The following is a 25,772-nucleotide window of genomic DNA, read 5'->3' on the forward strand; positions in this document are numbered from 1 at the left end:
GATGGGATGGATTCATGGAGATCACCACTGGCTTGAGCGAAGGGGCGCCGCACGCTGGTGCCGCGCCCGATCCTTTGGTGGTGTTGGACGGGCTGGTCTCCACGCTCGGCTCCCTTGAGCAGGCCATCGCGAGTCTGCAGGCGTTGCGTGAGTACACGCTCGCGATTGCGTCCCGGCTGGCGGAGGTGATGAACGACGACGGCGGCGCCGCGGTGAGCGGGGCACCGGTCGGCTTCACCCGGGCGGGCTGGGATTCGCGATCGGCGGAGCTGGCCCAGCGTGCGGTGGCCGCCGAGATCGCGACGGCCACCCGCACCAATGACCGGACGGTGCAGCGGCAGATGAGCCAGGCGGTGGAGTTGCTGGACCGCTTCCCGTCGACGTTCAATGCTCTCGCGCACGGACAGATCAGCCTGGTGCACGCCCGTGTTATCCAGGATTCCGGGGCGGCGCTGGATGACCCTGCTGCCTTGGCCCGGTACGAGTCCGTGGTGGTCGCTTGTGCCGAACAGCAGGCGCCCGGCCGGGTGCGTCGCCTGGCTGTCCGGGAAGCCGAGAAAGCCCAGCCCGAACCTTTGACTTCCCGACACCAGCGGGCCGCGCTGGAACGCTGCGTCCGGGTCGCGCCCTTGCCCGATGGCATGGCCGAACTCGCTGCCGTCCTGCCCGCCGCGGTGGCCTACGGCATCCACGACCGCCTGACCCAGATGGCACGGGCCCACCTTGAAGCCACATCCTCAGCGCGCCCCGCAGCGTCGGGCCGGGGGCTTGATGGGAGCCGGAACACTGACCAGCTCCGCGCCGACCAGCTCCGCGCCGACCTTCTGTCGGACTTGCTGTTGTGCGGCGCTCCCACTGCGCACGGCACCCCGGACGGTCTCCTTGCAGCCATTACTGCCCGTGTGGATATCACCGTTCCGGTGCTGACTCTGATTGATAGCGAAGCCGCCCGCACCGCAGACAACGCAACCACAGAACAGGTCCCGGCCGAGCTGAACGGACGCCACCCCATCGACCCCGCCACTGCCGGAATCCTCGTCGGGCAGGCCACTGCGTGGAACAGGGTCCTGACGGATCCGTTCACCGGTGCCGTGCTGGCCGTGGACCGCTACCGGCCCAGCGAGGACCTCAAACGCCTCCTTGCGGCACGGGACACCAGGTGCCGTTTCCCCGGCTGCGGGATCAAAGCCCGCCACCTGGATCTGGACCACACGCACGACGCCGCCCTCGGCGGCGCCACGGAACCCGGAAACCTCGCCGGGCTTTGCCGGCGCCACCACATGCTCAAGCATCATTCACCGTGGAAGGTCCGGCAATCCGGAGCAGGGGTTCTGGAGTGGATCAGCCCCGCCGGCCGAAGCTACACGGATCACCCACCCACACCCGCGGCGCACATGACCGGCGCCGCCAACAAGCCGCCGCCATTTTGAGTTGCCACTTGGGCAGCTTGGCTATTGGAAAGTCCTAGCCGTTCGGGTATGCCGCGGTGATCGCTTTCTGCCGCAGGACGGCGAACTGCGCGTACATGTCGTGCATCAGATACAGGTCCCGGCGCCGCGTCCACGGCTGGCCGGACTGCGGGTCGTAGTCGCCGGGCATCCCGACGCCGGCCGGGGCGAAGGCGGTCATGCCGCGGTCGCGGGTGGTCTGGACGCAGCGCTTCACGTGGTCGCGGAAGCCGACCACGCCGGCGGTTCCCGAAGCTCCGCGGAGGGCGATCACCTGGGCGGCAACGCCGTCGGTGCTCAGGTAAGTGATGGTGCCGTCGGCGGCGATGACGGGCTCGATCGAGGTCACCTGGCCCATGCCGTATTTGCTGTCGAGGAAGCGTGCGATTTCCCACTGGGCAAAGACCGGAACGTCCTTCTGCTTGCGGATGGCCGCGATGGTGGCGGCGAGGGCTTCGTTGACCGGGCCGGGCTCGTAGAGGACCTTGGCGGGATCGCCGCCGCCGGCCGGAGCGCGGTTGCCGAAGGCGTAGGCCACGATGTAGTCGATGTTCTCCACCGAGGTCACCGGCGGGTCCCAGTTGAAGCCGATGTCCTGGACATGAGGTTCGACGACGGCGGCCGTCGCAGGGTCGTCCAGCTCGCGGCTGAGGGCGTCCAACATGAGGCGGGTGAGCTTCTGCTCCTGGGCTGTGTCTGCCGGGCTAGCTCCGGCGGCTCCGGCGGCGAGGAGGGGCAGCGAGGCGGCTGCCGTGGTGGCGGCAGCGGCGGTGAAGAATCGACGGCGGTCCATGGGGGAGCCTTTCGGTCGGGGGTTGGAGGTGCTCCGGAACCGTAACGACGGGGTCTGAACGCGGATTGAACGGTGGGTGGCTGGCCGGTTCGCTGCTACGGTTTTCTGGCGCCCGCGACACGGCGTGTCGGAGGGCTTCCGATTTCTCATCCGGGCCGCTTTCGTATAGGCTGATACGCGTTGCTTGAACGGCCGCGAACAGCGATAACGGTCAGGCAAGGCGGGCTGTAGCGCAGCTTGGTAGCGCACTTGACTGGGGGTCAAGGGGTCGCAGGTTCAAATCCTGTCAGCCCGACATCTAACCCTGGTGGAAGAGATTCCACCAGGGTTTTGTCGTGTTTTGGGCCATCCTCCCCGGTTTCTTTTGCGCCTACCGCATTCCGTCAGCCTTCAAATGGGCTTCTCGTAGCGGTGTGGGGAAATGTTCCACCGAGAGCCGGCGTATACGTTGAGGCCATGCGGAACGAGTATGACGTAGTTGTAGAGGTGCCGACGCTGAAGGGGGAGTACCACTCCGACCGGCTGGTCCGCGAACGCGGGTACGCAGTCAACCTGGATGGTGCCTGGTACTTCTTCTCGGCGCTTGAACCTGCCTATGCCTTTGGCCGTGCTGGCAGGATGTCGCTTCAAGTAGGTTCATGGACCATTGTTGATGCAGTTACGGAAGTGCGCTTCGATGGCCTCGAGCGCGGTGACGTCCGAACACTGTATTTGTTGAAGGACGCGAGTCTTCGCGACCATGATGCCGAGCGCGACCATGAGGTGTTGAGGCGCTTTGCTGATGGTGTACGTGCTAACAGCGCCCATTGGCACAAACCTTCTGCGGCTGCAGAGTGACCCACCCCCGTCTCCCACCGCAACAACCCGCCCCAAAGCAAGCACGCGCCGTAACCTTGTTCACATGCCTCGTTTCGCGCTCGATATCGACTCCGTGCCCCGTCCGGCCCGCGCGCAGGCGCTCCTGGATGCCGTGAACCAGCGGGTCGTCATTGCCGATGGCGCCATGGGCACCATGCTGCAGGGCCGGGAGCTCTCGCTCGAAAAAGACTTCCAGAACCTCGAGGGCTGCAACGAGATCCTGAACGACACTCGCCCGGACGTCATTGCGGACATCCACGACGCCTACTTCGCCGCCGGCATCGACGCCGTGGAGACCAACACCTTCGGTGCCAACTGGTCCAACCTCTCTGACTATGGCATCGACGACCGCATCGAAGAGCTCGCCCTCAAGGGCGCCAAGATCGCCCGGGAACGCGCCGAAGCGGCGGAAACCCAAGACGGCCGCATGCGCTGGGTCCTCGGCTCCATAGGCCCCGGCACCAAGCTCCCCAGCCTCGGCCACACCAGCTACGACCACCTCAAGCAGACTTTCGCCCTGCAGGCCGAGGGCCTCATCGACGGGGGCGCGGACGCCTTCCTCATCGAAACCAGCCAGGACCTCCTCCAAACCAAGGCCGCCGTCAACGGCTGCAAGCAGGCCATCGTCTCCCGCGGCATCCGCCTCCCGATCTTCGTCGAAGTAACGGTCGAGACCACCGGAACCATGCTCATGGGCTCCGAAATCGGTGCCGCACTCACCGCACTGGAACCCCTCGGCGTCGACGCCATCGGACTGAACTGCGCCACCGGCCCGGACGAGATGAGCGAGCACCTCCGCCACCTCTCCAAACAGTCCTCCGTCGCCATCGCCTGCATGCCCAACGCCGGCCTGCCCATTCTCGGCGCCAACGGCGCGCACTACCCGCTCACGCCCGCGGAACTCGCCACCGCGCACGAACAGTTCGTCCGCGAATTCGGCCTGGGCCTGGTGGGCGGCTGTTGCGGTACGACGCCGGAACACATGGCCGCCGTCGTCGAACGGCTCGCGCCCTTCCGGACGAAGAAGAAAAACAGCGGTCGCACGCCCACCGAACGCGAAGCCGGCGTCGCCTCCCTCTACCAGCACGTGAACTTCGACCAGGACGCTTCCTACCTCGCCATCGGTGAGCGCACCAACGCCAACGGCTCCAAGGCCTTCCGCCAGGCCATGCTCGAGGAGCGCTGGGATGACTGCGTGGACATCGCCCGCGAACAGATCCGCGTCGGCGCCCACCTGCTGGACGTCTGTATCGACTACGTGGGGCGCGACGGCGTGGCGGACATCAAGGAGGTCGTCTCGCGTTTCGCTTCGGCCTCCACCCTCCCGCTCGTCATCGACTCCACGGAACCGCCTGTCCTGCAGGCCGGGCTCGAACTCATCGGCGGCCGCCCGGTGGTCAACTCCGTCAACTATGAAGACGGCGACGGCCCGGACAGCCGCTTCGCAAAGATCATGCCGCTCGTGAAGGAACACGGCACCGCGGTCATCGCCCTCACCATCGACGAACAGGGCCAGGCCCGCACTACCGAAGGCAAGGTGGCCATCGCCTCCCGCCTGGTCGATTCCCTGGTGGGCGAATGGGGCATGCGCGTCGAAGACATCATCGTGGACGCGCTGACTTTCCCCATCGCCACCGGCCAGGAGGAAACCCGCCGGGACGGCATCGAAACCATCGAGGCCATCCGCCAGATCACCGCGAAGTACCCCGGCATCAACACCACGCTCGGTGTCTCCAACGTCTCCTTCGGCCTGAACCCGGCCGCGCGCATTGTGCTGAACTCCGTATTCCTGCACGAGGCAGTGCAGTCGGGGCTCACCAGCGGGATCATCGACGCCGCCAAGATCGTGCCGCTTGCCTCCCTGCCGGAGGAGCAGCGCAAGGTCGCCCTGGATCTCGTCTGGGACCGCCGCGAGTACGACGCCGACGGCAACGTCACCTACGACCCCCTCGCCATCATGCTGGACATGTTCGCCGGCGTTGACACTGCAGCGCTTAAGGACCAGCGCGCAGCGGAACTCGCGGCGCTGCCCACGGGCCAGCGCCTGGAACGCCGCATCATCGACGGCGAAGGCAAGGGCCTGGAAGAAGACCTCGACCTGGCGCTCGCCGAGGGGATGACCGCGCTCGGCATCATCAACGATCACCTGCTCGAAGGCATGAAAGTGGTCGGTGAGCGCTTCGGCGCCGGCGAGATGCAGTTGCCATTCGTGCTGCAGTCGGCCGAAGTGATGAAGTCGGCGGTCGCATTGCTCGAGCCTCACATGGAGAAGTCGGATTCCTCCGGCAAGGGCACCATGGTGATCGCCACCGTGCGCGGCGACGTGCATGACATCGGCAAGAACCTGGTGGACATCATCCTCACCAACAACGGCTACAAGGTGATCAACCTCGGCATCAAGCAACCGATCGCCGACATCATCGCCGCCGCGGAGGAGCACAACGCGGACGTGATCGGCATGTCCGGGCTGCTCGTGAAGTCCACCGTGGTGATGAAGGAGAACCTCGAGGAACTCCAGACCCGCGGGCTCGCGAAGAAATGGCCGGTCATCCTCGGCGGTGCCGCGCTCACCCGCGCCTACGTTGAAAGCGACCTCGCCGGACAGTTCGATGGCGAGGTCCGCTACGCGAAGGACGCCTTCGAGGGCCTCGCGCTCATGGAGCCGCTGGTGAAGATCGCCCGCGGCGCCAACCCCGCTGACGTCGGCCTCCCGCCGCTGAAGAAGCGGCACCACAAGAAGGGCGGGACGCTGACTCTGACCGAGCCGGAGGCGATGCCAGGCCGTTCCGACGTCGCCGCCGACAATCACGTGCCCGCGCCGCCGTTCTGGGGCACGCGCATCGTCCGCGGCGTGGCGCTCGCCGACTACGCGGCATTCCTCGACGAACGTGCCACCTTCATGGGGCAATGGGGTCTCAAACCCGGCCGCGGTGACGACGGCGCCTCGTACGAGGAACTGGTGGAACGCGAAGGCCGGCCGCGCCTGCGGTACTGGCTGGACCGCATCCTCGGCGAGGGAATGCTCGACGCATCCGTCGCCTACGGCTATTTCCCGGTCGTCTCCGAAGGGGAACAGGTGGTGGTGCTGCACCATGGCGAGGACCGCGACGGCGTCCTCGGCACCGCGGGCCTGCTCGCCCCCGACGGCGGCTCAGGCGGCCCGATCGGCACCGACCGCTTGCGCTTCGATTTCCCGCGCCAGCGCCGCGACCGGCACCTGTGCCTCGCCGACTTCGTCCGCTCGCGCGAATCGGGACAGGTAGACGTCCTGCCGGTCCAGCTGGTCACCGCAGGCAACAAGATCGATGAGGTAACCGCGGAGCTGTTCAAGGGCAACCACTACCGCGACTACTACGAGCTCAACGGCCTGGTCATGCAGCTCACGGAGGCGCTCGCGGAATTCTGGCACGCCCGGGTCCGCGAGGAGCTGGGCTTCGCGGCCGAGGAACCGAAGGACAAAGCAGGCCTGTTCAAGCTCGATTACCGCGGTGCCCGGTTCTCGCTCGGATACCCCGCGTGCCCGGACATGGAGGACCGCCGCAAGGTAGTGGAACTGCTGCATCCCGAGCGGATGGGAGTGGTCCTCAGCGATGAGCTGATGCTGCACCCCGAGCAGTCCACCGACGCGTTCGTGTTCCACCACCCGGAGGCGAAGTACTTCAAGGTGTGAGCTGGGCCTGGGACTACCGGTAGTTTGAGCAATAGCTTTTGGCTGAATAGCTGAAGCCCACAGAAGGGTTTTGAGACGATCTGAAATGGAGCGTTTAGGGTGCCTTCACCGGGCAGTGTTGCGGGCGGGTGCTATGGGAATCAGCCGAGGGTCCGGGGACAGCCTCCTCGAAGAAAGCTAAGGCAGTGGCGAGCTGACGCGGTAGGGGACCGGCTTACGGGCGGGTTCGCCGGTGGACTACAGATGCGAGGATTTCGAGGGCGCCCTCAAGTGCCGATCGTGGAGACCAGCACGCCGCCCTCGGCCGGCAGCACCCTCCAGACGCTGCCTTTGCCCTCGACCCGGAGCCCGCCATCGCCCACGATCAGGGCCGTGCGCTCGTCGATGCCGAGCCCGCCCGCGACCAGCCCGGACTCGACGGCGGCGACCAGTCGGGACAGCATGCCGCGCTCGGCCACGTGCACCTCGATGGCCACGTCGACGAGGCCGATGCCGGCCTCGATCTCCAGCTCGTCGCCTGCTTCGCCGGGGTCCTCAGGTGAGACGGCCACGCCGCCAATGCGCGAGCCGCTTCCGAGCGAGCCCTCCGCCGCGATCATCGCGCCGGCCGAGACGCCGAGATAGGGCACACCACCGGCGACCAACCGGCGCAACTCTCCGAACACCGGCTCGAGCCCGGCGCGCACGTCCTCGACGAAGCCGCCCCCCACCGCGATACCGTCGACGTCGGCGATCGCGCCGAGCCCGATCGGCTCGCCGGGCCGCCCCGCGGTCAGGTGCAACTCGATTGCGGGTCCCGTTCCGGCCTCGGCCAGGAGCTCGCCAAGCGCCGCCGCCTTCTCCTCGGCCTCGGGGTGCAGTGAGATCACGGCGACGCGCGGCCGCGCGCGGCCCGCGTGGCCCGCTCGCAGCGCCGCTTCGGCGACGAACGGCGCGTAGAGCGGGGCGTCCGCACCCGTGGTCGCGCCGCCGCCGATGAGGTGCACGCTCACGCGGCATCATCCCCAGCTGCGACGGCAAGCGATGGTGCCGCATCGCCGAACTGGTCCCAAGTGAGGATCTCGCGGCGGATCCCGTCGACGCCGGTGCCCGCGTCGTTCGCATCGAAAGTCATCCGAAGAGCCTACCCGGGTTGGAGTCTAGGCATAGACCAGGAACAGATCCGGGTCGCAGAGTACCACCCCGGGATTGAGGTTCGCTGCCCTTAGGGACAGCCGCGATAAGCAGTTGCAGTCGGCGAGGGACCCGCGATGTCCGCAGGCTCCTAGCTTTGTAGCCCCTCCCTGGCTTGAGTGGAGACGGGTTTTACCCGCCGCAGCGCGGCGAGAATGGCCCGCCCCACCACGCTGACTCCGATGATCGTGGTGACCGCACGCAGGGTGTCCCACCCCGCGGTCGAGGTCAGGAGCGAGTAGAGCAGGAAGCTGCTGAGGTTGGTGCCCAGCGGCGCACCGGGCACGTAGGAGATGCCGGTGCCGGCGCCGACAGCGAAGGGCCAGAACCACAGATTGGTGAGCAGTCCGAACACATAGGACGACACGATGCCGTAGACGCACAGCATCCACAGTTCGGCCCTCCCTCGCACCCGGCGGGGGAGCAGGCCGGCCCCGGCCCCAACCCACGCGCAGGCGAAAATCTGGAACGGCGACCACGGCCCGATGCCGCCCCACAAGGCGCTCGAGAGCGCGATGGTGGCGGCGCCCAGGAGCAGGCCGAAACGGGCGCCGAACGCGCGGCCGGCCAGGATCAGCAGGATGAAGACCGCCTCCACGCCCCCGACGCCGGTGCTCGCCACCCGCACCACGGAGCCGACGGCGGCCAGCACGCCGAGCAACGCGACCGTGTGTGCGGAGCGCACCGAGCCGTCCAGGGACACCGCGATGGTGACCGCTGCGAGGGGCGCGACGGCCAGCGCCGCGTAGGGGACGGCCGCGGCGGCATCCTCTGGAAGGGCGGCAGCGAGCAGCGGCCAGCAGAAGGAAGCGAGCGCAAGCAGGTTCGCGGCCGCGAGGACCGTGAGCTCGGCAGCCCGGGGCATCCGGATGTGGCGGGACTTCTGCGCAGCCTCTGTGTCTGAAAGTTCGTCGACGGCCCATGGTCGCGGGGTGGCACTTGCTCGGGCCGCAGCCGCCGGGCGGACGGACGGTTCGGACATGTCGGAAGCCGCCGGGGCGGCTTCCGTCACGGGCGAGGGGGCGACGCCGTCGCGCATGGGAAGGATCCGGGCGCCGAGGCCGTGCGCGAAGTCGCGGTCGTGGGTGGCGATCAGGACCGCCGCACCGTCGTCCGCTGCCGCCCGCAACGCCGCCGAGACAGCCGCGCGCGCCGCAGGATCGAGCCCGCGCGTCGGCTCATCGATGAGCAGCACGTCCGGGTTGTTGGTGGTCTGCAGTGCGATGGCAAGGATCCGGCGCTCGCCCGCCGAAAGGTCCCGGGGATGCTCGCGGCCCATGGGAATCGCGGCGTCTCCGCGCAGGCGCACCAGGCGTGCGGCCGCGCCGCCAAGAGCCACTGCCGCTCCGCCCTTTCGCTGCACCCGCCGGTCCGCCGCACGCAGCTCGGCCGCCACGGTGTCCCTCGTGAAAAGGTCGTCGGAGGCGTCCGGCACCAACGCGGTGCGGGCGGCGGCGACCCGGCCGCCGTCGCGGGTGCCCTCGCCGAGGGCCAAGGCCACGAGCAGGGACGACTTCCCGGCGCCGTTCGGCCCCACCAGCGCCACGACTTCACCGCGGTGCAGGGTCAGGGAAGCGTCGCGCACCAAAGGCTTGCCTGCGCGGTGCACCGCAAGCTGTGTCGCGGTCAGCACGGGCAGATCCTGAGCCGACTGCACGGACGACGGGCGGTCAGGGACCGGCGCCGCGGGTGAGGGCGCGTCCCTGGGCACCAGCGCGCCGTCGTCGATGGTCCACCACGCGTCGGCGACCGGGACCAGCGCTCCGGCACGGTGCTCCGCCACAATGACGCAGACACCCGCCTCGCGGGCGAGGGTGTTGAGCACGGCGATCACGCGTCCGCGGGCCGCGGTGTCGAGGTCAGCCAGCGGCTCGTCGACCAGGAGCAGGAGCGGATGCTCGACGACGGCGGCGGCGATGGCCACGAGCGTCGCCTCGCCCGCCGAGAGGGTGCTGAGGTTCCGGTCCAGCAGCGCCGACACTCCGATGCGCTCGGCGACTTCCAGCACCCGGGCCTTGGCGTCGCCGGAAGCCACGCCGCGAAGTTCGAGCGCGAGGCCGATTTCGTCGCGGACCCTGGCGGTGGCGAAGGCGGCGCGCGGGTTCTGCAGGACGACGCCGATCAGGCGGGCGGTGTCACGCGGTGGCGTGGCGGCACGGTCCGTCCCGCCGATGCGAACCGTCCCGGCGATGTCCCCGCCGTCGACATGGGAGAGGAGGCCTGCCAGCCCCCGCAGGATCGTTGACTTGCCGGAGCCGGTGGGCCCGGTGATGACGTTGACCGAGCCGGGCGGGGGCGCGAGGTCTGCGATGCGCACCCGTGCGTCGGCGATGCGGAACTCGGCGTTCCGGACAAGAAGAGGGGGGCCGTTGCCCAAGCCGGGCCGGTGTGCTGCCCGGCTCCCGAAGCCGCGCAGCTCCAGGGCCGCGGCGACCCTGCCTGCGTGTTCGAGGGTGCGCTCGAGCACGGGAACCAGCGCGCGGGGTCCGAAGCGTTCGCCCCGCAAGCGAAAAGCCAGCCGCACGGAGCCCACGGCCTCGGAAAGCGCCGGGAGCGCAGCCCAGGCCACCACAAGCATCCGGGCCAGGCCCTGCAAGGGGCCGCCACGGGCCAGGAGCACGAAGCCGCGGGCCACGTCCACCACGGAGTTGAGCAGGCCGAAGCCGAGGATGATGCCCGCAATCGGCAGGGCGGACAGCAGCGCCTCCCACAGGCCTTGTGCCGTTACCGGGCCGAGGACGACCACATGGGCGTACGGGGCAGGCAACTGGATCGCCGGCATGTTGAGCAATACCGTCTCGCCGGTGCTTGCCCCGTTGAAAAGGATGCGGTAGATGACCCGCGCCGCGATGAATACGACGGCGAGTGCCGCCCCTGCGCGTAACGGCGCGGGTCGAAAGGTCACGCCGTGGGTGCGGCCGGTGAGCCGTCAACCACGAAAAGCAGTTCCAGGCTCTGGCCCGGGCTGACCTTCAGGGTGGCGAGGCCTTCCTGGGCGTAGCCCCACGGACCGGAAGCCGGCTTGACCCAGAGGGACCAGTAGGCGAACGCGGCCGGCATCTTCTTGCATTCTTCCCGGTACGTGCCGCCCTTGTGGGCGATGTCGGCGTTAGCGGCGGGAACACCGTTCACGCGGCACACCACGTCCTTGGGATATGCCTCGGTGCCTTCGGTTTTCACCTTTGCCTCGTTGAGCACCTTCGAGGCGAGCGTGGGCCCGTCCACGGACACGCAGACGGGAGCCACTTCCGTGGAAGCGTCCTTCAAGGCGCTCGAATCGACGATCACCTTCACGCCGGCGCAGGGCTCCGAGGCGGCGGCGGATGAAGAGGTGGTCGAGGACGCCGTCGAGGACACGGGAGCGGAGCTGGCGGAAGGGCCGGCGGCCGGCGTGGAACAGGCGGCGAGGGAAAGCAGGAGACCTGCGGCGGCGAGGGAGCTCGCGGCGGCGGTACGGAACTTAGTCAAAGTCACGTGTCAAGGGTAGGACGTTGTCTGTCCGGTACCGGAGCCGTGGCGTTGTGTGACGGTATGTAGCAAAGGTCCCGGACACCTCAATGGCGTCCGGGACCTACGCACCTGGCAAACGAGGCAGCTACCCCAGCTTCGCCACCGCCGCAGCCGCGAAGGAGTGGTCCTGCTCCGGGGCGCCGCCGCCCACGCCGATCGCGCCCACCAGCCGGCCGTCGCGGTGCACGGGGACGCCCCCGGCGATGAACAGCAGCGGGCGGTCCAGGGCGGTGGCGAGGGTGTGGAAGGGGCCGTCGGGCTTCACCGCATCCACGACGTCGGCCGTCGCGGCGTTGAGCTGCACGGCCGTGTAGGCCTTGCGGGTGCTCGTCTCGCCCGAGATCAGCAGCGCCTCCTCGTCCCGGCGGAACGCCAGGAGGTGCCCGCCGGCGTCGAGCACGCTGATGCTGACGTTGACCCCTTCGGCCGCGGCAGCCTCGCGGGCCGTGGTGACGAGCAGTTCAGCGTCCGTTGCGGTCAGGTGGTGTGTGGCCATGATGTTTTCTCCTTGGATGGATAGGGTTGTGGGAAATCAGTGGACGGCGACGGCGGACTCGTCGACAGCGGCCGCCTGGGCTTCCGAAGGGCGTGCGCCCTTGGCGGTAGCCATTGTGATCACCATGACGACGAGTGCCGCGGCGGTGATGACGGTGCCGATCCAGATGGGCGAGGTGTAGCCGAGGCCCGCTGCGATGCCGAGGCCGCCGGTCCAGGCACCCAGGGCGTTGCCCACGTTGAAGGCGCCGATGTTGGCGCCCGAGGCGAGGGTGGGAGCCTGGCCCGCGTAGATCATGATGCGGCTCTGGAGGCCCGGGACCGTGCCGAAGCCGAAGCCGCCCATGAGGAACAGGGCAACGATGGTGGCCGGCTGCGATCCTGCGAACAGGCCGAACAATCCGAGTACAACAATCAGCGCGGCGATGAAGAAGACCAGGGTTCCGTCAATGGAGCGGTCGGCGAGGCGTCCGCCCAGCCAGTTTCCGACCACCAGGCCGGCGCCGAAGAGCACCAGCAGCCACGGCACGGAGCTGGACGCGAAGCCGCTGACCTCCGTGAGGGTGTAGGCGATGTAGGTGAAAGCGCCGAACATGCCGCCGTAGGCGAGGACCGTCACGAGCAGGGAGAGCCACACCTGGCCGGAACGGAAGGCACGGAGTTCATTGCGCAGGCTGATGTGCCCGCCGGACTGGCGCAGCACGGGAACGAGGACCGCGATGCCGATGAAGGCCAGGACGCCGATGACGGAGATGGCCCAAAAGGTGGCGCGCCAGCCGAACTGCTGGCCGAGGAAGGTGCCGAAAGGAACGCCGAGCACGTTCGCGGCAGTGAGGCCGGTGAACATGATGGCGATGGCGCCAGCCTTCTTGGCGGGGGCCACCAGGCTGGCCGCAACCACGGAGCCGATGCCGAAGAAGGCGCCGTGGCAGAGGGCGGCGATGATGCGGCCGGTCATAGCCACGCTGTAGTCGCCGGCCAGCGCGGTCAGCGCGTTGCCTACGATGAAGAGCACGATCAGGCTCAGTAGCACGGCCTTGCGGGGGAGCCGGGTGGTCGCAGCGGTCAGCAGCAGGGCGCCGACGACGACGCTCAGGGCGTATCCGGAAATCAGCCATCCGGCCGCGGCCTCGGTCACCGCGAAGTCCGCGGCCACCTCGGGCAGCAGGCCCATGATGACGAATTCCGTAAGGCCGATGCCGAACGCGCCGATGGCGAGTGCGAGTAGGCCGAGAGGCATGAGGGGTCTCCTGTTACACTTGAAAAGTAGTTGCAGGCGCTGGTTATTTCGCCGATGAAATCAATATTTGCACACGCAAATAACAAGCGCAAGCAACTACTTTGTGAAGTGCGTCCCCGGACCCCAAGTATTCTTGGACGGTGAGTGAATCCCTGCCGCCGTGCCCCGAATGTTCCAGTGAATACGCCTACGAGATGGGCGCGCTGCTCGTCTGCCCCGAATGTGGGCACGAGTGGGAACCCGCGGCAGACGGCGAAGATTCAGCGGAGCGGCTCATCAAGGACGCGGTCGGCAATGTCCTCAACGACGGCGACACCGTCACGATCATCAAGGACCTGAAGGTCAAGGGCAGTTCCGCGCCCATCAAGGTTGGCACCAAGGTCCGCAACATCCGTCTCGTGGACGGCTTCGGCGACCACGACATCGACTGCAAGGTGGACGGCTTCGGTCCGATGCAGCTCAAGTCGAGTGTTGTGAAGAAGGCCTGAGCTACACAGCCTGCAGGGCGCCCAGCGCCCGTACCAGCGGCTCGAGTTCCGGCACCGCCTCGGCCTCTTCGAGGGCCTTTTCCAGGGCCCCGTCATGCACCGGGCGCGCGGCCAGCAGCAGCTTCTGCCCGGCGTCGGTCAGTTCGGTGTAGATCCCGCGGCGGTCGTCCGCGCAGAGAATGCGGGTGAGCAGGGCGCGGTCTTCGAGGCGGTTGACCAGGCGTGTGGTGGCGCTGCTGGACAGTGCGGTGGCCCGCGCCAGCTGCTGCATGCGCATATGCCAGCCGTCCTGCCGGCTCAGCGCGTCGAGGACGGTGTACTCCACCACCGAAAGGCCGGCGGCCGACTGCAGCGCCTTCTCCAGTGCCGTTTCGATGGTCCCGTGCAGCGCGGCAAGCGTCCGCCAGCCCTGTGCGCGGACTTCGACGGCGTCGTCCTTGATGCCCATGTTCCCGTAACTCCTGCCGATTGTGCGCGCCACCATATATGCAGCGCATGCAACTAATATTCTACGGCCAGGCGGTTCACACATCCAGCCCGGGCAAAGGGGTGGCCTATGGCCGGTCCGGTTTTCCGTCAGGACCGTCCGCCACGCGAGGAGCCGGGTCGTCCGTGCCGACGGAGCCCGACGGCGGCTGGCTGGGTGCGGCGCGCCCGGTGTCCTTTTCTGCCTGGAGCCGGTCCCTCTCGGCCAGCTTGAGCGCCTTCATTTTCTTTCCGCGGCTGCGCCACAGTTGGATCAGGACCACCAGTGCCACCGCCGCGACGAAGCCGGCGATTGCCGCGACGAGGGAGGCCGTGCGGAATCCGGGGGCATCGACGTCGAGCACGCGTTCCCCGGCGTGCGCGCCGTTGCTGGTGCCGAGGGCAATGGAGAGGGTCAGCAGGTTCGGGGTCGATATCGCCACGCCAAGCACCACGAGCGCGATCTTGAAGGGCCAGGTGACCTTCCTGTTCAGGCCGATCAATGCCACCAAGGCGGCGGCGAAGGTGAAGACGAAGCCGTAGAACATGCCGGCCAGGATCCCTGCGGAAATGCTGCCGTTGACCTGTTGGCCGATGGTCTGGGACCACCAGCGGGGGAGGAAAGCGGCGAGGGCGAAGTAGGAGATGACGGCGAAGACCAGCGCGACAAGGATCAGGATGATCTTTGCGCCCCAGTTGCTCTTTTTCTTAGGGGGTACTGGTGCTTGTTCAGTCATGGCACCCATCATGGCAGAACCCCATGGCGGGTCGGAGTCAGTCCTCGGCCGGTTCCTTCTCCGCACCGCCGCGTGCCGCGGGCCGTTTGAGGATCTCTCCGCCGCTCTGGCAGCCGGGACAGTATTGGAAGGACGTACCCACGTACGCGAGTTCCTGGACGGTGCTGCCGCAGACGGGGCAGCTTTCACCCGTGCGTCCGTGGACCGCCATCGACGCCTTCTTGGCGGCCTTCAGTTTGTCCGGCGCCAGCCCGTTCAATGCTTCCGTGGCGTCACCGAGCAGTGTGCGCATCGCACCATAGAGCCTGCCGAGCTCTTCGTGGTCCAGGGATGCGCCTGCGGCTAGCGGCGACAGCTTGGCGGCATGCAGGATTTCGTCGCTGTAGCCGTTGCCGATGCCGGCGATCCGTTTCTGGTCCCTGATGATGTCCTTGATCCGCTGCCGCGAGGTGAAGAAACGGGAGAACTCCTCGAGGGTGAACTCCGGGTCGAGGGCTTCCGGCCCGAGTTCGGCGACGCCGGGTACGTCCTCCGGGTCATGCACGATGAAGACGGCCAGGCCTTTCCACCTGCCCGCGTCCGTCAGGTCCACCCCGTAGTCCGTGCCGTGGTTGCTGAAGCCGAAATGGGCGGAAATGTACCCGGGAGCGGTCTTGCTCCCGGGCTCCGGCTCCGGAGCGTCCTCGATCTCGGGAAGCTTTCCGGACAAACGCAGCCAGCCGGCCTTGGCGAAGCTGACCACGATGCTCAACGCGCCGCCTTCGTCCGCGTATTCGGCCGAATCGGTGGCCGCGGACGTCTGGAACACCAGGAACTTGCCGCGCCGGTGCACGCGTCTAACGGACCGCCCCACCAGCTTGTCCGGGTCGATTCCCTTGCTCTTCAAGGCAAAGACCGTGGGGAACTGGAGGCCGACCACCGTTGCGCCGGCAAGGCGCTCATCGAGATAGGCGGTCACGGCAGAGAGTTCTGGAAGTTCAGGCATGGCGATGCTCCTCCGAAGGAACCTTCCGGCAGTGCGGATCCTCTTGCGCCCAATCATCCCAGAGACCCATGGGGAGCCGGGAGGAATGTGCCTATACTTTCAGCGGCGGCTGGAAGTCTGCTCCGCCGTCGTGGTCCTCAACGTCCTGATGAAAGGCGACCCATGAGCAACATTCCTGCCGATCTCTCCTACACCGCCGAGCACGAATGGGTGGCTGCCCCCAACGCCGAAGGGATCGTCCGCATCGGCATCACCGACTTCGCGCAGGATGCCCTGGGTGACGTTGTCTACGTCCAGATGCCGGAACCCGGCACCACCATCACCGGTAACGAGGTCGTTGGCGAGGTGGAATCCACCAAGAGCGTCAGCGACATCTACGCCCCGGTGAGCGGCGAAGTCATCGCCCGCAACGACGCTCTGGACAGCGATCCGGCCCTGATCAACTCCGATCCCTACGGTGACGGCTGGCTCCTGGAGATCAAGCTGGCAGAAGCCGACGCTGTTGAGTCGCTGCTCAGTGCATCCGAGTACGAACAGCAGGTAGGCTAAAACCATCTGGTCCGACACGCCGGTTCCCCCGCAAGGGAGAACCGGCGGGGCCAGCAACCCGTTTGGCCCGGCGGAACCGGGCAGAAGCGAACCGGCGTCTGTGGGAGACGCCGGCGGATGAGGAGGATTTCCATGGTTGGCGGCGAACAGAACCCGGTCCCGGGCCGGTCCGAAGGACTGGATCAGCCGACGTCGGAGACCACCTCGATCCAGCTCACCCCCATCAGCAGCGAACCGGGCATCACTCCGAGGCTGCTTGCCGAAGAGCGCGCTGCCGTGGACGCATTGCCCCCGGGATCCGCGCTCCTGATCGCGCACAGCGGTCCGAACGCCGGCGCCCGGTTCCTTCTGGACTCGGACAGCACGACGGCGGGCCGTCACCCGGATGCCGACATCTTCCTCGACGACGTCACGGTCTCGCGCAAGCACGTCGAATTCCACCGCACCCCCGGCGGTTTCGAAGTGGTGGACACCGGCAGCCTCAACGGCACGTACGTCAATCACGACCGCGTGGACAGCGTGCAGCTGAAGAACGGCAGCGAAGTCCAGATCGGCAAGTTCCGACTCACCTTCTACCTGAGCCCTGCACGCGCTGCAGGCCGGGCCTGAATCCGGAGTACCTGCTTGTGGCAATTGCCCAGCCGGAACGGCGTGGACCCCAGGTCCTGAACATCGGCGAGGTCCTCGCCCAGCTGAGCGACGACTTTCCCGCGATGACGGCGTCCAAGATCCGTTTCCTTGAAGAAAAGGGGCTGATCAACCCGAAGCGGACCCCCGCCGGGTACCGCCAGTACGCGGAAAGCGATGTGGAGCGCCTTCGCTTCGTCTTGGCGCTGCAACGCGACCAGTACCTGCCGCTGAAGGTCATCAAGGACTACCTCGACGCGATCGACCGCGGCGAACGGCCGGAGAACCTTCCGCCGGGGGTGACGGTTTCCCCGCGGATCGTCTCGGACGAGCTCGCGGCAGAACTCCACGGACGCGCCCGGGCGCTCAGTGAGGAACAGCTCCGCACCGAATCCGGCGCCAGCGTCCCGCTCCTTCAGTCGCTGCTGAGCTTCGGGCTGATCAGCCATGTCAACGGGAAGTTCGACGAGCACTCCCTGCAGGTGGCGCGCGCCTGCGTGCAGCTTGAAAGCCATGGCCTGGAGCCGCGGCACCTGCGCCCGTTCCAGGCTGCCGCCGAGCGCGAGTTCGGACTGGTGGAACGCGCAGTGGCGCCGCTGATGTCCCGCAAGGACGCGGCCTCGCAGTCACGGGCAGCGGAAGCGGCCCGGGAAATCAGTGAACTTTGCCTCACCCTGCACCGGGCCCTGGTGCAGGACCGGATCTCGCGCATGGAATCCTGATGATTGAAGTCGAGATTGTCGGAGTAAGGATCGAGCTCCCTTCCAACCAGCCGCTGGTCCTCCTCAAGGAGATCCAGGGGGAGCGGCACGTGCCCATCTGGATTGGTACCCCCGAGGCCAGCGCCATCGCCTTGGCACAGCAGGGCGTCGTCCCGCCGCGGCCCATGACGCATGACCTCCTCGTGGATGTCGTCGAGGCCCTCGGGCATGCGATCGTCAGCGTGAACATCGTTGCCGTGGAGGACAACATCTTCTACGGGCAGCTCCAGTTCGACGACGGCACCACTGTCAGTTCGCGGGCCTCGGACGCCCTCGCCCTCGCCCTCCGTGCGAAATGCCGCATCTGGTGTGCCGACGCCGTCATGGAAGAAGCCGGGGTCCGGATCACCGAACACGACGAAGGGGAAGAGGCAGAACCCGGCCCCAGCGTGGATGAGGAGCGCGAAATGCGCCGTTTCCGGGAGTTCCTCGACGATGTGGAACCCGAGGACTTCGAAGGCTGACGGCTTCTTAACGTTAAAGCCGAAGGTGAAAGTTTCGACACGGAGCGAAAATGCCCCAAGCGTCTTTGACCTCGGGCCTCTACACGCCTAACGTCGGAGGTATCAAGTTCCCGTTGCATGCACGGCAGGCGTAGCTCACACTGGAGAGTGCGGACGCGTTTGAAATTACACGATTGACGTTCCATTCGTGTGCTGTGGATGCGCCATCCCCAGGGGAACTTCGGACAAGGAGGGTCACGTGAGTCCCAAAGGCGAAGCAGGCGAGCTGAAGCAGGCCTCGAATGGTGTTGCTGCGCCCGCTAGCGGTGCCCAGGGTCTTCTTTTCACCGAGGACCTGCCGGTCCTCGACGAAGACGCCGGCTATCGTGGCCCCACCGCGTGCAAGGCTGCGGGTATCACCTACCGCCAGCTCGACTACTGGGCGCGCACAGGCCTGGTCGAGCCCGCCGTGCGCGGCGCCGCCGGCTCAGGTTCGCAGCGGCTCTATGGTTTCCGCGACATCCTGGTCCTGAAGGTCGTCAAGCGCCTCCTGGATACCGGCGTATCCCTCCAGCAGATCCGTACCGCCGTCGAACACCTGCGTGAGCGCGGCGTCGAGGACCTGGCACAGATCACCCTGATGAGCGACGGCGCAAGTGTCTACGAATGTACCTCCGCCGACGAAGTGATCGACCTCGTCCAGGGCGGACAGGGCGTCTTCGGTATCGCCGTCGGACGCGTGTGGCGCGAAGTGGAAGGCAGTCTCGCCCAGCTCCCCAGCGAACACGCCGCGGAGCAGACCTTCCCGGACGATGAACTCAGCAAGCGGCGCTCGGCCCGCCGCACCGGCTAGCCCGGAGTAACAGCAGACAACAGGAAAGCCGCCTTCCACTGGAGGGCGGCTTTCCTGGTCTGTGCGTTCGGTCTGTGGCGTTTCAGCGGCGGCGTTCGCGCAGGCCGTTCGACGGTGACTGGCCGTTCGAGGCCAGCAGGTTCTCCAGCAGCGCGTCAAAGAGCTTCGCGGTGCCCTTGGCGGAATCGCCGGGCCAGTGGTGCACGGCATGCGCGGCGCCCTGGATCTGCTGCCAGTTCGCCTGCTCGGGGATGTGCGGGGACAGGAGGAGCTCGCCGAACATCGATTCCATCTCGGCGAGGCGGAAGCCGTGCTCCGAAGATCCGCTGCGCACCCGGTTGGCCACGATGCCCGCCGGTGCCAGTTGCGGGGCGAACTCCTTGCGGAAGAGCTGGATGGCACGCATGGTCCGTTCGGTGCCGGCCACGGAGAAGAGGCCTGGCTCTGCCACCAGGACCACGCGGTTGCTGGCGTTCCACGCCATGCGGGTAAGCCCGTTCAGCGATGGCGGGCAGTCCACCAGGACGAGTTCGTAGGAACCGGCGCCGGCGAGCACTGCCGAAAGGCGGCGGAGGTCGCGGCGGCCGAGGTCGGGGCGGTCGTAGATGCCAGTGAATGCGGAGCCGACGGCGACATCCAGGACGGCGTGGCCGTTTCCGGCGGCGGCGGAGCCTGCGCCGTCCGGGATCTGGCTGATCCAGCCGCTCGCCGCAACGTTCTCGCCCAGGCGGGCCTTGCGGGGGTTTTTGAGCATACGTCCGATGTCGAGCTGCTCGGCGGGCTGGACGCCCAGTGCGGTGGTTGCGTCCGCGTGCGGATCGAGGTCCACGACAAGGGTGGGAATGCCGGCAGCCAGCGCCGCCGATGCCAGTCCCGTCGTCACGGATGTCTTGCCCACGCCACCCTTGAGGCTGCTGATGCTGACTACTTGCACTTGAAAACCCAAAACCTAACGCCGGTTGCCGTGTAGCTGTGGAGAGTGTTCCGGCCCGGCCGGAACAGGGGCCTGGCTCACGCCCCAGAACATTCTATGTTGACCGGCGGGGGATTCACGGTTTCACCGTTCCGGGCGCCGGCCGTGGCCCGTTCATTAGCACGTTGGAGCGTCTTGCCGGCGAAGGTGAACTTCACGTGACGGCGGTCATTGTGACGGTCGACACAAAGATTTGTGTTTATCCGGGCCGTTCTTACACACTGTGACCACCGACCGGTTACACCCGCAATGATGCAGGAGAAGTATGTTTTCCAAAATTCTGGTGGCCAATCGCGGCGAAATCGCGATCCGTGCCTTTCGCGCAGGCTATGAGCTGGGCGCCAAGACTGTAGCGGTTTTCCCCCATGAGGATCGCAACTCGATCCACCGGCAGAAAGCCGACGAGGCCTACCTTATTGGTGAAGAGGGCCATCCGGTCCGTGCTTACCTGGACGTTGCAGAGGTCGTCAGGGTTGCCAAGGAAGCCGGTGCAGACGCGATCTACCCCGGCTACGGCTTCCTTTCGGAGAACCCGGACCTCGCCCGCGCCGCCAAGGCCGAGGGCATCACCTTCGTCGGCCCGCCCGCCGAAGTCCTGGAGCTCGCGGGCAACAAGGTGGCCGCCCTCGAAGCCGCCCGCAAGGCCGGTGTTCCGGTCCTCAAGTCCAGCGCCCCGTCCCGCGACATCGATGAACTGATCGCCGCCGCGGACGAGATCGGCTTCCCGATCTTCGCCAAGGCCGTTGCCGGTGGCGGCGGACGCGGCATGCGCCGCGTGGACACCCGCGAAGCCCTGCCCGAGGCCCTGCAGTCCGCCATGCGCGAGGCTGACGCCGCCTTCGGCGACCCCACGATGTTCCTGGAACAGGCCGTGCTGCGCCCGCGCCACATCGAAGTCCAGATCCTCGCGGACGGCCAGGGCAACGTCATGCACCTGTTCGAACGTGACTGTTCGCTGCAGCGCCGCCACCAGAAAGTCATCGAGATCGCGCCCGCCCCGCAGTTGGATGAATCCATCCGCCAGGCGCTCTACCGTGACGCCGTCGCCTTCGCCAAGGCGCTCAACTACGTCAACGCGGGCACCGTCGAGTTCCTCGTCGACACTGTCGGTGAGCGCGCCGGCCAGCACGTCTTCATCGAGATGAACCCGCGCATCCAGGTGGAGCACACGGTCACCGAGGAAATCACGGACGTGGACCTCGTCCAGGCCCAGATGCGCATCGCCGCCGGGGAGACCCTCGCGGACCTCGGCCTCAGCCAGGAGACCGTCTCCATCAAGGGTGCCGCGCTGCAGTGCCGCATCACCACGGAGGACCCGGCCAACGGCTTCCGTCCCGACGTCGGAAAGATCACCGGTTACCGTTCCGCCGGCGGCGCCGGTGTACGGCTCGACGGCGGCACCGTGTACTCGGGTGCCGAGATCAGCCCGCACTTCGACTCCATGCTGGTGAAGCTCACCTGCCGCGGCCGCGATTACCCTGCCGCGGTTGCCCGTGCCCGCCGTGCCCTGGCAGAGTTCCGCATCCGTGGCGTGTCGACCAACATCCCCTTCCTGCAGGCCGTCCTGGACGACCCGGACTTCGTTGCCGGAAACGTCGCCACGTCCTTCATCGATGAGCGTCCCGAGCTGCTTAAGTCGCGCAGTTCCGCAGACCGCGGCACCAAGCTGCTGACCTGGCTGGCCGAGGTCACCGTCAACAAGCCCAACGGCGAGCTCAAAGTCCATTCGGATCCCGCCGCGAAGCTGCCCTCCGTCGCAGGCAAGGCCATCCCGTCCGGCTCCCGCCAGAAGCTGCTGGAACTCGGACCGGAAGGCTTCGCCAAGGCACTCCGCGAACAGACCGCCGTCGCAGTCACGGACACCACCTTCCGCGACGCCCACCAGTCCCTGCTGGCCACCCGCGTCCGCACCCGCGACCTCGTGGCGGCCGCTCCCGCGGTGGCCGCCCTGACGCCGCAGCTGCTCTCCGTTGAGGCCTGGGGCGGCGCCACCTACGACGTCGCGCTGCGCTTCCTCGGTGAAGACCCGTGGGACCGCCTTGCCGCGCTGCGCAAGGCCCTGCCCAACGTCTGCCTCCAGATGCTGCTCCGCGGCCGCAACACGGTGGGCTACACCCCGTACCCGGAGGAAGTCACCGAGGCCTTCGTCAACGAGGCTGCAGCTACCGGCATCGATATCTTCCGCATCTTCGACGCCCTGAACGACGTCAACCAGATGGCCCCGGCCATCCGCGCGGTCCGGGCCACCGGCACCGCCGTCGCCGAGGTCGCCCTCTGCTACACGGGCGACATGCTGGATCCGGAGGAGAACCTCTACACGCTCGACTACTACCTCGAGCTGGCACAGCGCATCGTGGACGCCGGCGCGCACATCCTCGCCATCAAGGACATGGCCGGCCTGCTGCGCCCCGCCGCGGCTGCCAAGCTGGTCTCGGCCCTGCGCGAGCGTTTCGACCTGCCGGTGCACCTGCACACCCACGACACCGCGGGCGGCCAGCTGGCCACCCTGCTGGCCGCCGTGGACGCAGGGGTCGACGCCGTCGACGCCGCCTCCGCCTCGCTCGCCGGAACCACCAGCCAGCCTTCCGCTTCCGCGCTCGTGGCCGCCCTGGCCCACACGCCGCGGGACACCGGCCTGGACCTGGCCGCCGTCAGCGCGATGGAACCCTACTGGGAAGCCGTGCGCCGGGTCTACGCACCATTCGAGTCCGGCCTTCCGGGCCCGACCGGCCGCGTGTACCAGCACGAGATCCCCGGCGGGCAACTGTCCAACCTGCGCCAGCAGGCCATCGCCTTGGGCCTTGGCGAGCAGTTCGAAGCCATCGAGGACATGTACACGGCTGCGGACCGTATCCTGGGCCGCCTGGTCAAGGTCACGCCGTCCTCGAAGGTCGTGGGCGATCTTGCCCTGCACCTGGTGGGCCTCAACGCCGATCCGGCGGATTTCAACGAGAACCCGCAGAACTACGACATCCCGGACTCGGTCATCGGCTTCCTGTCCGGCGAACTGGGCGATCCTCCCGGAGGCTGGCCGGAGCCGTTCCGCACCAAGGCCCTTCAGGGCCGCAGCATCAAGGTGCGGGACGTGGACCTGAGCGCCGAAGACAGCGCCGCGCTCAAGGCCGATTCCGCCACCCGCCGGCAGACCTTGAACCGCCTGCTCTTCGCCGGTCCCACCAAGGACTACCTCAAGAGCGTCGAAAGCTACGGCAACATCTCCGTCCTCGATACCCGCGATTACCTGTACGGCCTCCAGCGGGGCGCCGAACACGTGATCGAACTCGAGAAGGGCGTCCGCCTGATCGCCTCCCTCGAAGCGGTGTCCGAAGCCGACGAGAAGGGCATGCGCACCGTCATGTGCAAGCTCAACGGGCAGTCCCGCCCGGTGGTCGTGCGCGACAAGTCCGTGGTCAGCAACGTCAAGACCGCCGAGAAGGCCGATCCTTCCCAGCCGGGCCAGGTGGCCGCACCGTTCGCCGGTGCCGTGACTGTGACCGTCAAGGTGGGCGACGCCGTCAACGCCGGCGACACCGTTGCCACGATCGAGGCAATGAAGATGGAAGCCTCCATCACGACGCCGGTGGCCGGCCAGGTCTCGCGACTGGCCATCAACGCCATCGAACAGGTGCAGGGCGGTGACCTGCTGATCGTTGTTGAGTAAGACGGTCGAATAGTTCGCCAGACAGCAAACAAAAGGAGGCCCGGGCAAAAGCCCGGGCCTCCTTTCCTGCCTTGGAGGAAAAGTCAGGAACTCTTCGGTGCCGCGTACATCTCCTCGATGACTGTCTCGAAGTCCTTCATCACCTGGGCGCGCTTGACCTTCATGGACGGCGTCAGGTGGCCGGAGGCTTCGGTGAAGTCCGAGTCGACGATCCGGAAGGACTTGATGGACTCGGCCTGGGAAACTGACTGGTTGGCCTTGCTGATCAGCTCCTGCACCGCCGCCCGCACCACCGGGTTGCCGGCGGCCTCCTGCACACTGGTGCCGGCGGGCAGGCCATGGCGCTCCAACCAGCCGGGAAGGGCTTCCTCGTCCAGGGTCACCAGGGCGCCGATGAAGGGCCGGTTGTCGCCGAGGACCAGGACCTGGGAGACGAGGGCGTCGGCGCGGATCTGGTCTTCCAGGAGCGCTGGGACCACGTTCTTGCCGCCGGCGGTAACGATGATTTCCTTCTTGCGGCCGGTGATCTTCAGGAAGCCTTGGGCGTCCAGTTCGCCGATGTCACCGGTGCGGAACCAGCCGTCCACGAAGGTCTCGGCAAGCAGGTCGTCCCGCTTGTAGTAGCCCTTCATGACGCAGACGCCCTTGGCGAGGATCTCGCCGTCGTCCGCGATCCTGACTGCATTGCCCGGCAGGGGAGCGCCTACGGTGCCGATCTTGATCAGCGAGGGGGTGTTCACGGAGACCGGGGCAGTGGTTTCCGTCAGGCCGTAGCCTTCGAGGATCTGCAGCCCGATGCCCTGGAAGAAGTGTCCCAGCCGTTCGCCCAGGGGGCCGCCGCCGGAAACAGCGTGGGAAACCTGCCCGCCCATGGCTGCCCGGAGCTTGCCGTAGACGAGACGGTCGAACAGCGCGTGCTTGAGCCGCAGGCCAAGGCCAATGGAACCGCTTTGGCGCGCCTTCGAGTAGGCGATCGCGGTATCCGCTGCCTTGTGGAAGATGCCGCCCTTGCCGCCGTCCTCGGCCTTGCTGAGCGCCGAGTTGTAGACCTTCTCGAAGACGCGCGGCACGGCCAGGATGAAGGATGGCTTGAAGCTCTGGAGGTCGGCCAGCAGGTGCTTGATGTCCGGGGTGTGGGCCACCTGCGCGCCGGCCGCGACGGCCAGGACCGAGATGAAGCGGGCGAACACGTGGGCGAGCGGCAAGAACATGATGGTCCGGGCGTGCTCGTTCACCACATCGCCAAGGGAGGCCAGGGCGTTTTCGGACAGTTCCACGAAGTTGCCGTGCGTCAGTTCGCAGCCCTTCGGCCGGCCGGTGGTGCCCGAGGTGTAGATGATGGTGGCGGTGTCAGCGAGGACTGCCTTGCTGCGGCGGGCTTCGAGTTCCTCGTCTCTGACTCCGCTGCCGGCGCTGCGCAGCAGGTCGAGCCCGCCGCCTTCGAGCTGCCAAACGTTGGCCACGGTGCCAAGGTCCTGCCCGGCCACTGCCTGACGGATGATGTCCTCGTGGTGGGCGGCCTCGGCGAAGGCTGCCACGGCGCCCGAATCCCCGAGGTTCCAGGCCACCTGCGAGGGGGACGAGGTTTCGTAGATCGGAACCGAGATGCCGCCGGCGAACCAGATGGCGAAGTCCACCAGGGTCCATTCGTAGCGGGTCCGGGACATGATGCCCACACGGTCGCCCGGCTGCACGCCGTTGGCGATCAGGCCCTTCGCCAGCGCGGACACATCCGCGAGGAATTCGCGGGCATGGATGTCCTGCCACTGGCCGGCGCCGTTCAGCTTGGCGAAGAGCGCAGGGTTGGAGGACTTGTTTGCCTGCCGGATCACGAGGTCCGTGATATTGGTTTCAGGGGCAACATTCACAAGGGGCGGAACAATGACTTCACGCACGATAGCTCCTTTGATATCAACAGACCAATGCAGGGCTGCTCTAACTCTAATACGCCCGCTGTTGGGGGTGTGTCGGAGTTCACCTACTGGCGAGTAACTTTACGGTGAAGCCCGGAAATCCGCCAATGCGAGGGCATTTCGAAGTGTT

Annotated in this window: 22 protein-coding genes and 1 tRNA gene; 11 read left to right on the top strand and 12 right to left on the bottom strand. The window is 67.1% G+C overall.

What is annotated here, in order from left to right; all coding sequences use genetic code 11:
* The first annotated feature begins 14 nt into the window (after nt 1-14).
* On the top strand, nt 15-1,430 hold the full coding sequence (locus ACN9M4_RS07750; RefSeq protein ID WP_426302957.1) for a DUF222 domain-containing protein: 1,416 nt from the start codon (nt 15-17) through the stop codon (nt 1,428-1,430).
* Between the two features lie 34 nt (nt 1,431-1,464).
* Here ACN9M4_RS07750 and ACN9M4_RS07755 read toward each other — a convergent pair whose 3' ends face one another.
* On the bottom strand, nt 1,465-2,241 hold the full coding sequence (locus ACN9M4_RS07755) for a hypothetical protein (protein WP_426302958.1): 777 nt from the start codon (nt 2,239-2,241) through the stop codon (nt 1,465-1,467).
* Nucleotides 2,242-2,462: 221 nt separating this feature from the next.
* On the opposite strand from ACN9M4_RS07755, the gene ACN9M4_RS07760 reads away from it, so the two are divergent.
* The 3 genes from ACN9M4_RS07760 (at nt 2,463) to metH (ending at nt 6,769) form a co-directional block, all read left to right on the top strand.
* A tRNA-Pro gene (locus tag ACN9M4_RS07760) sits at nt 2,463-2,536 on the top strand.
* Nucleotides 2,537-2,697: 161 nt separating this feature from the next.
* The gene (locus tag ACN9M4_RS07765) at nt 2,698-3,078 is read left to right on the top strand and encodes a hypothetical protein (protein ID WP_426302959.1); all 381 of its coding nucleotides are present in this window, start codon (nt 2,698-2,700) and stop codon (nt 3,076-3,078) included.
* A gap of 64 nt (nt 3,079-3,142) precedes the next feature.
* Entirely contained in the window at nt 3,143-6,769 is a 3,627-nt protein-coding gene (gene metH, locus ACN9M4_RS07770; protein ID WP_426302960.1) for a methionine synthase, read from the top strand.
* Nucleotides 6,770-7,035: 266 nt separating this feature from the next.
* Here the strand turns inward: metH and ACN9M4_RS07775 are convergent, their stop codons facing one another.
* From ACN9M4_RS07775 to ACN9M4_RS07800, 6 genes are all read right to left on the bottom strand, one after another.
* On the bottom strand, nt 7,036-7,761 hold the full coding sequence (locus tag ACN9M4_RS07775; protein WP_426302961.1) for a Type 1 glutamine amidotransferase-like domain-containing protein: 726 nt from the start codon (nt 7,759-7,761) through the stop codon (nt 7,036-7,038).
* Nucleotides 7,758-7,883 (bottom strand): hypothetical protein, encoded by a 126-nt coding sequence (locus tag ACN9M4_RS07780; protein ID WP_426302962.1) that lies wholly within the window; start codon nt 7,881-7,883, stop codon nt 7,758-7,760. The genes ACN9M4_RS07775 and ACN9M4_RS07780 overlap by 4 nt, the downstream gene beginning before the upstream one ends.
* A 150-nt stretch (nt 7,884-8,033) precedes the next feature.
* Nucleotides 8,034-10,847, bottom strand: a complete 2,814-nt coding sequence (locus ACN9M4_RS07785; RefSeq protein ID WP_426302963.1) for an ATP-binding cassette domain-containing protein — start codon at nt 10,845-10,847, stop codon at nt 8,034-8,036.
* Nucleotides 10,844-11,416, bottom strand: a complete 573-nt coding sequence (locus ACN9M4_RS07790) for a hypothetical protein (RefSeq protein WP_426302964.1) — start codon at nt 11,414-11,416, stop codon at nt 10,844-10,846. The genes ACN9M4_RS07785 and ACN9M4_RS07790 overlap by 4 nt, the downstream gene beginning before the upstream one ends.
* 121 nt (nt 11,417-11,537) lie before the next feature.
* Nucleotides 11,538-11,948: a GlcG/HbpS family heme-binding protein gene (locus tag ACN9M4_RS07795; RefSeq protein ID WP_426302965.1), complete on the bottom strand. Its 411-nt coding sequence runs from the start codon at nt 11,946-11,948 to the stop codon at nt 11,538-11,540.
* Between the two features lie 36 nt (nt 11,949-11,984).
* Complete coding sequence (locus ACN9M4_RS07800; RefSeq protein ID WP_426302966.1) at nt 11,985-13,187, bottom strand: MFS transporter; 1,203 nt, start codon at nt 13,185-13,187, stop codon at nt 11,985-11,987.
* Between the two features lie 140 nt (nt 13,188-13,327).
* Between ACN9M4_RS07800 and ACN9M4_RS07805 the strand changes: the two genes are divergently transcribed.
* Nucleotides 13,328-13,675, top strand: a complete 348-nt coding sequence (locus ACN9M4_RS07805; protein WP_426302967.1) for a zinc ribbon domain-containing protein YjdM — start codon at nt 13,328-13,330, stop codon at nt 13,673-13,675.
* A gap of 1 nt (nt 13,676) precedes the next feature.
* Here the strand turns inward: ACN9M4_RS07805 and ACN9M4_RS07810 are convergent, their stop codons facing one another.
* From ACN9M4_RS07810 to ACN9M4_RS07820, 3 genes are all read right to left on the bottom strand, one after another.
* Nucleotides 13,677-14,123 carry a MarR family winged helix-turn-helix transcriptional regulator gene (locus ACN9M4_RS07810; protein ID WP_426303426.1) on the bottom strand — a complete coding sequence of 149 codons (447 nt, stop codon included), beginning with the start codon at nt 14,121-14,123 and terminating at the stop codon, nt 13,677-13,679.
* A 106-nt stretch (nt 14,124-14,229) separates the two neighbouring features.
* A complete protein-coding gene (locus ACN9M4_RS07815) occupies nt 14,230-14,877 on the bottom strand; it encodes a hypothetical protein (RefSeq protein WP_426302968.1) in 648 nt (215 codons plus the stop codon).
* 37 nt (nt 14,878-14,914) lie between these two features.
* Nucleotides 14,915-15,862 (bottom strand): DNA-formamidopyrimidine glycosylase family protein, encoded by a 948-nt coding sequence (locus ACN9M4_RS07820; RefSeq protein WP_426302969.1) that lies wholly within the window; start codon nt 15,860-15,862, stop codon nt 14,915-14,917.
* 162 nt (nt 15,863-16,024) lie between these two features.
* On the opposite strand from ACN9M4_RS07820, the gene gcvH reads away from it, so the two are divergent.
* The 5 genes from gcvH to ACN9M4_RS07845 all read left to right on the top strand — a co-directional run bounded on the left by gcvH (nt 16,025) and on the right by ACN9M4_RS07845 (nt 19,095).
* The gene (gene gcvH, locus ACN9M4_RS07825) at nt 16,025-16,411 is read left to right on the top strand and encodes a glycine cleavage system protein GcvH (protein WP_426302970.1); all 387 of its coding nucleotides are present in this window, start codon (nt 16,025-16,027) and stop codon (nt 16,409-16,411) included.
* 132 nt (nt 16,412-16,543) lie between these two features.
* Nucleotides 16,544-17,020, top strand: coding sequence for an FHA domain-containing protein (locus ACN9M4_RS07830; RefSeq protein WP_426302971.1), 477 nt, complete (start codon nt 16,544-16,546; stop codon nt 17,018-17,020).
* 23 nt (nt 17,021-17,043) lie between these two features.
* Nucleotides 17,044-17,760 carry a MerR family transcriptional regulator gene (locus ACN9M4_RS07835; RefSeq protein WP_426303427.1) on the top strand — a complete coding sequence of 239 codons (717 nt, stop codon included), beginning with the start codon at nt 17,044-17,046 and terminating at the stop codon, nt 17,758-17,760.
* On the top strand, nt 17,760-18,263 hold the full coding sequence (locus ACN9M4_RS07840) for a bifunctional nuclease family protein (protein WP_120520486.1): 504 nt from the start codon (nt 17,760-17,762) through the stop codon (nt 18,261-18,263). Before ACN9M4_RS07835 ends, ACN9M4_RS07840 begins: the two co-directional genes overlap by 1 nt.
* Nucleotides 18,264-18,501: 238 nt before the next feature.
* On the top strand, nt 18,502-19,095 hold the full coding sequence (locus ACN9M4_RS07845; RefSeq protein WP_426302972.1) for a MerR family transcriptional regulator: 594 nt from the start codon (nt 18,502-18,504) through the stop codon (nt 19,093-19,095).
* 82 nt (nt 19,096-19,177) lie between these two features.
* On the opposite strand, the gene ACN9M4_RS07850 is transcribed toward ACN9M4_RS07845, so the two are convergent.
* On the bottom strand, nt 19,178-20,029 hold the full coding sequence (locus ACN9M4_RS07850; RefSeq protein ID WP_426302973.1) for a ParA family protein: 852 nt from the start codon (nt 20,027-20,029) through the stop codon (nt 19,178-19,180).
* Nucleotides 20,030-20,333: 304 nt separating this feature from the next.
* On the opposite strand from ACN9M4_RS07850, the gene ACN9M4_RS07855 reads away from it, so the two are divergent.
* Nucleotides 20,334-23,729 (top strand): pyruvate carboxylase, encoded by a 3,396-nt coding sequence (locus tag ACN9M4_RS07855; protein WP_426302974.1) that lies wholly within the window; start codon nt 20,334-20,336, stop codon nt 23,727-23,729.
* Between the two features lie 83 nt (nt 23,730-23,812).
* On the opposite strand, the gene ACN9M4_RS07860 is transcribed toward ACN9M4_RS07855, so the two are convergent.
* On the bottom strand, nt 23,813-25,624 hold the full coding sequence (locus ACN9M4_RS07860; protein ID WP_426302975.1) for an AMP-dependent synthetase/ligase: 1,812 nt from the start codon (nt 25,622-25,624) through the stop codon (nt 23,813-23,815).
* Nucleotides 25,625-25,772: the final 148 nt, after the last annotated feature.

Source organism: Arthrobacter sp. R-11 (assembly GCF_049913155.1).
Taxonomy (GTDB): domain Bacteria; phylum Actinomycetota; class Actinomycetes; order Actinomycetales; family Micrococcaceae; genus Arthrobacter.

Bases quoted from the DNA above. Each gene is read 5' to 3' on its own strand.
- ACN9M4_RS07750 (WP_426302957.1), top strand. From the start codon at position 15: ATGGAGATCACCACTGGCTTGAGCGAAGGGGCGCCGCACGCTGGTGCC.
- ACN9M4_RS07755 (WP_426302958.1), bottom strand. From the start codon at position 2,241: ATGGACCGCCGTCGATTCTTCACCGCCGCTGCCGCCACCACGGCAGCC.
- ACN9M4_RS07765 (WP_426302959.1), top strand. From the start codon at position 2,698: ATGCGGAACGAGTATGACGTAGTTGTAGAGGTGCCGACGCTGAAGGGG.
- metH (WP_426302960.1), top strand. From the start codon at position 3,143: ATGCCTCGTTTCGCGCTCGATATCGACTCCGTGCCCCGTCCGGCCCGC.
- ACN9M4_RS07780 (WP_426302962.1), bottom strand. From the start codon at position 7,883: ATGACTTTCGATGCGAACGACGCGGGCACCGGCGTCGACGGGATCCGC.
- ACN9M4_RS07795 (WP_426302965.1), bottom strand. From the start codon at position 11,948: ATGGCCACACACCACCTGACCGCAACGGACGCTGAACTGCTCGTCACC.
- ACN9M4_RS07800 (WP_426302966.1), bottom strand. From the start codon at position 13,187: ATGCCTCTCGGCCTACTCGCACTCGCCATCGGCGCGTTCGGCATCGGC.
- ACN9M4_RS07810 (WP_426303426.1), bottom strand. From the start codon at position 14,123: ATGGGCATCAAGGACGACGCCGTCGAAGTCCGCGCACAGGGCTGGCGG.
- ACN9M4_RS07815 (WP_426302968.1), bottom strand. From the start codon at position 14,877: ATGACTGAACAAGCACCAGTACCCCCTAAGAAAAAGAGCAACTGGGGC.
- ACN9M4_RS07820 (WP_426302969.1), bottom strand. From the start codon at position 15,862: ATGCCTGAACTTCCAGAACTCTCTGCCGTGACCGCCTATCTCGATGAG.
- gcvH (WP_426302970.1), top strand. From the start codon at position 16,025: ATGAGCAACATTCCTGCCGATCTCTCCTACACCGCCGAGCACGAATGG.
- ACN9M4_RS07830 (WP_426302971.1), top strand. From the start codon at position 16,544: ATGGTTGGCGGCGAACAGAACCCGGTCCCGGGCCGGTCCGAAGGACTG.
- ACN9M4_RS07840 (WP_120520486.1), top strand. From the start codon at position 17,760: ATGATTGAAGTCGAGATTGTCGGAGTAAGGATCGAGCTCCCTTCCAAC.
- ACN9M4_RS07855 (WP_426302974.1), top strand. From the start codon at position 20,334: ATGTTTTCCAAAATTCTGGTGGCCAATCGCGGCGAAATCGCGATCCGT.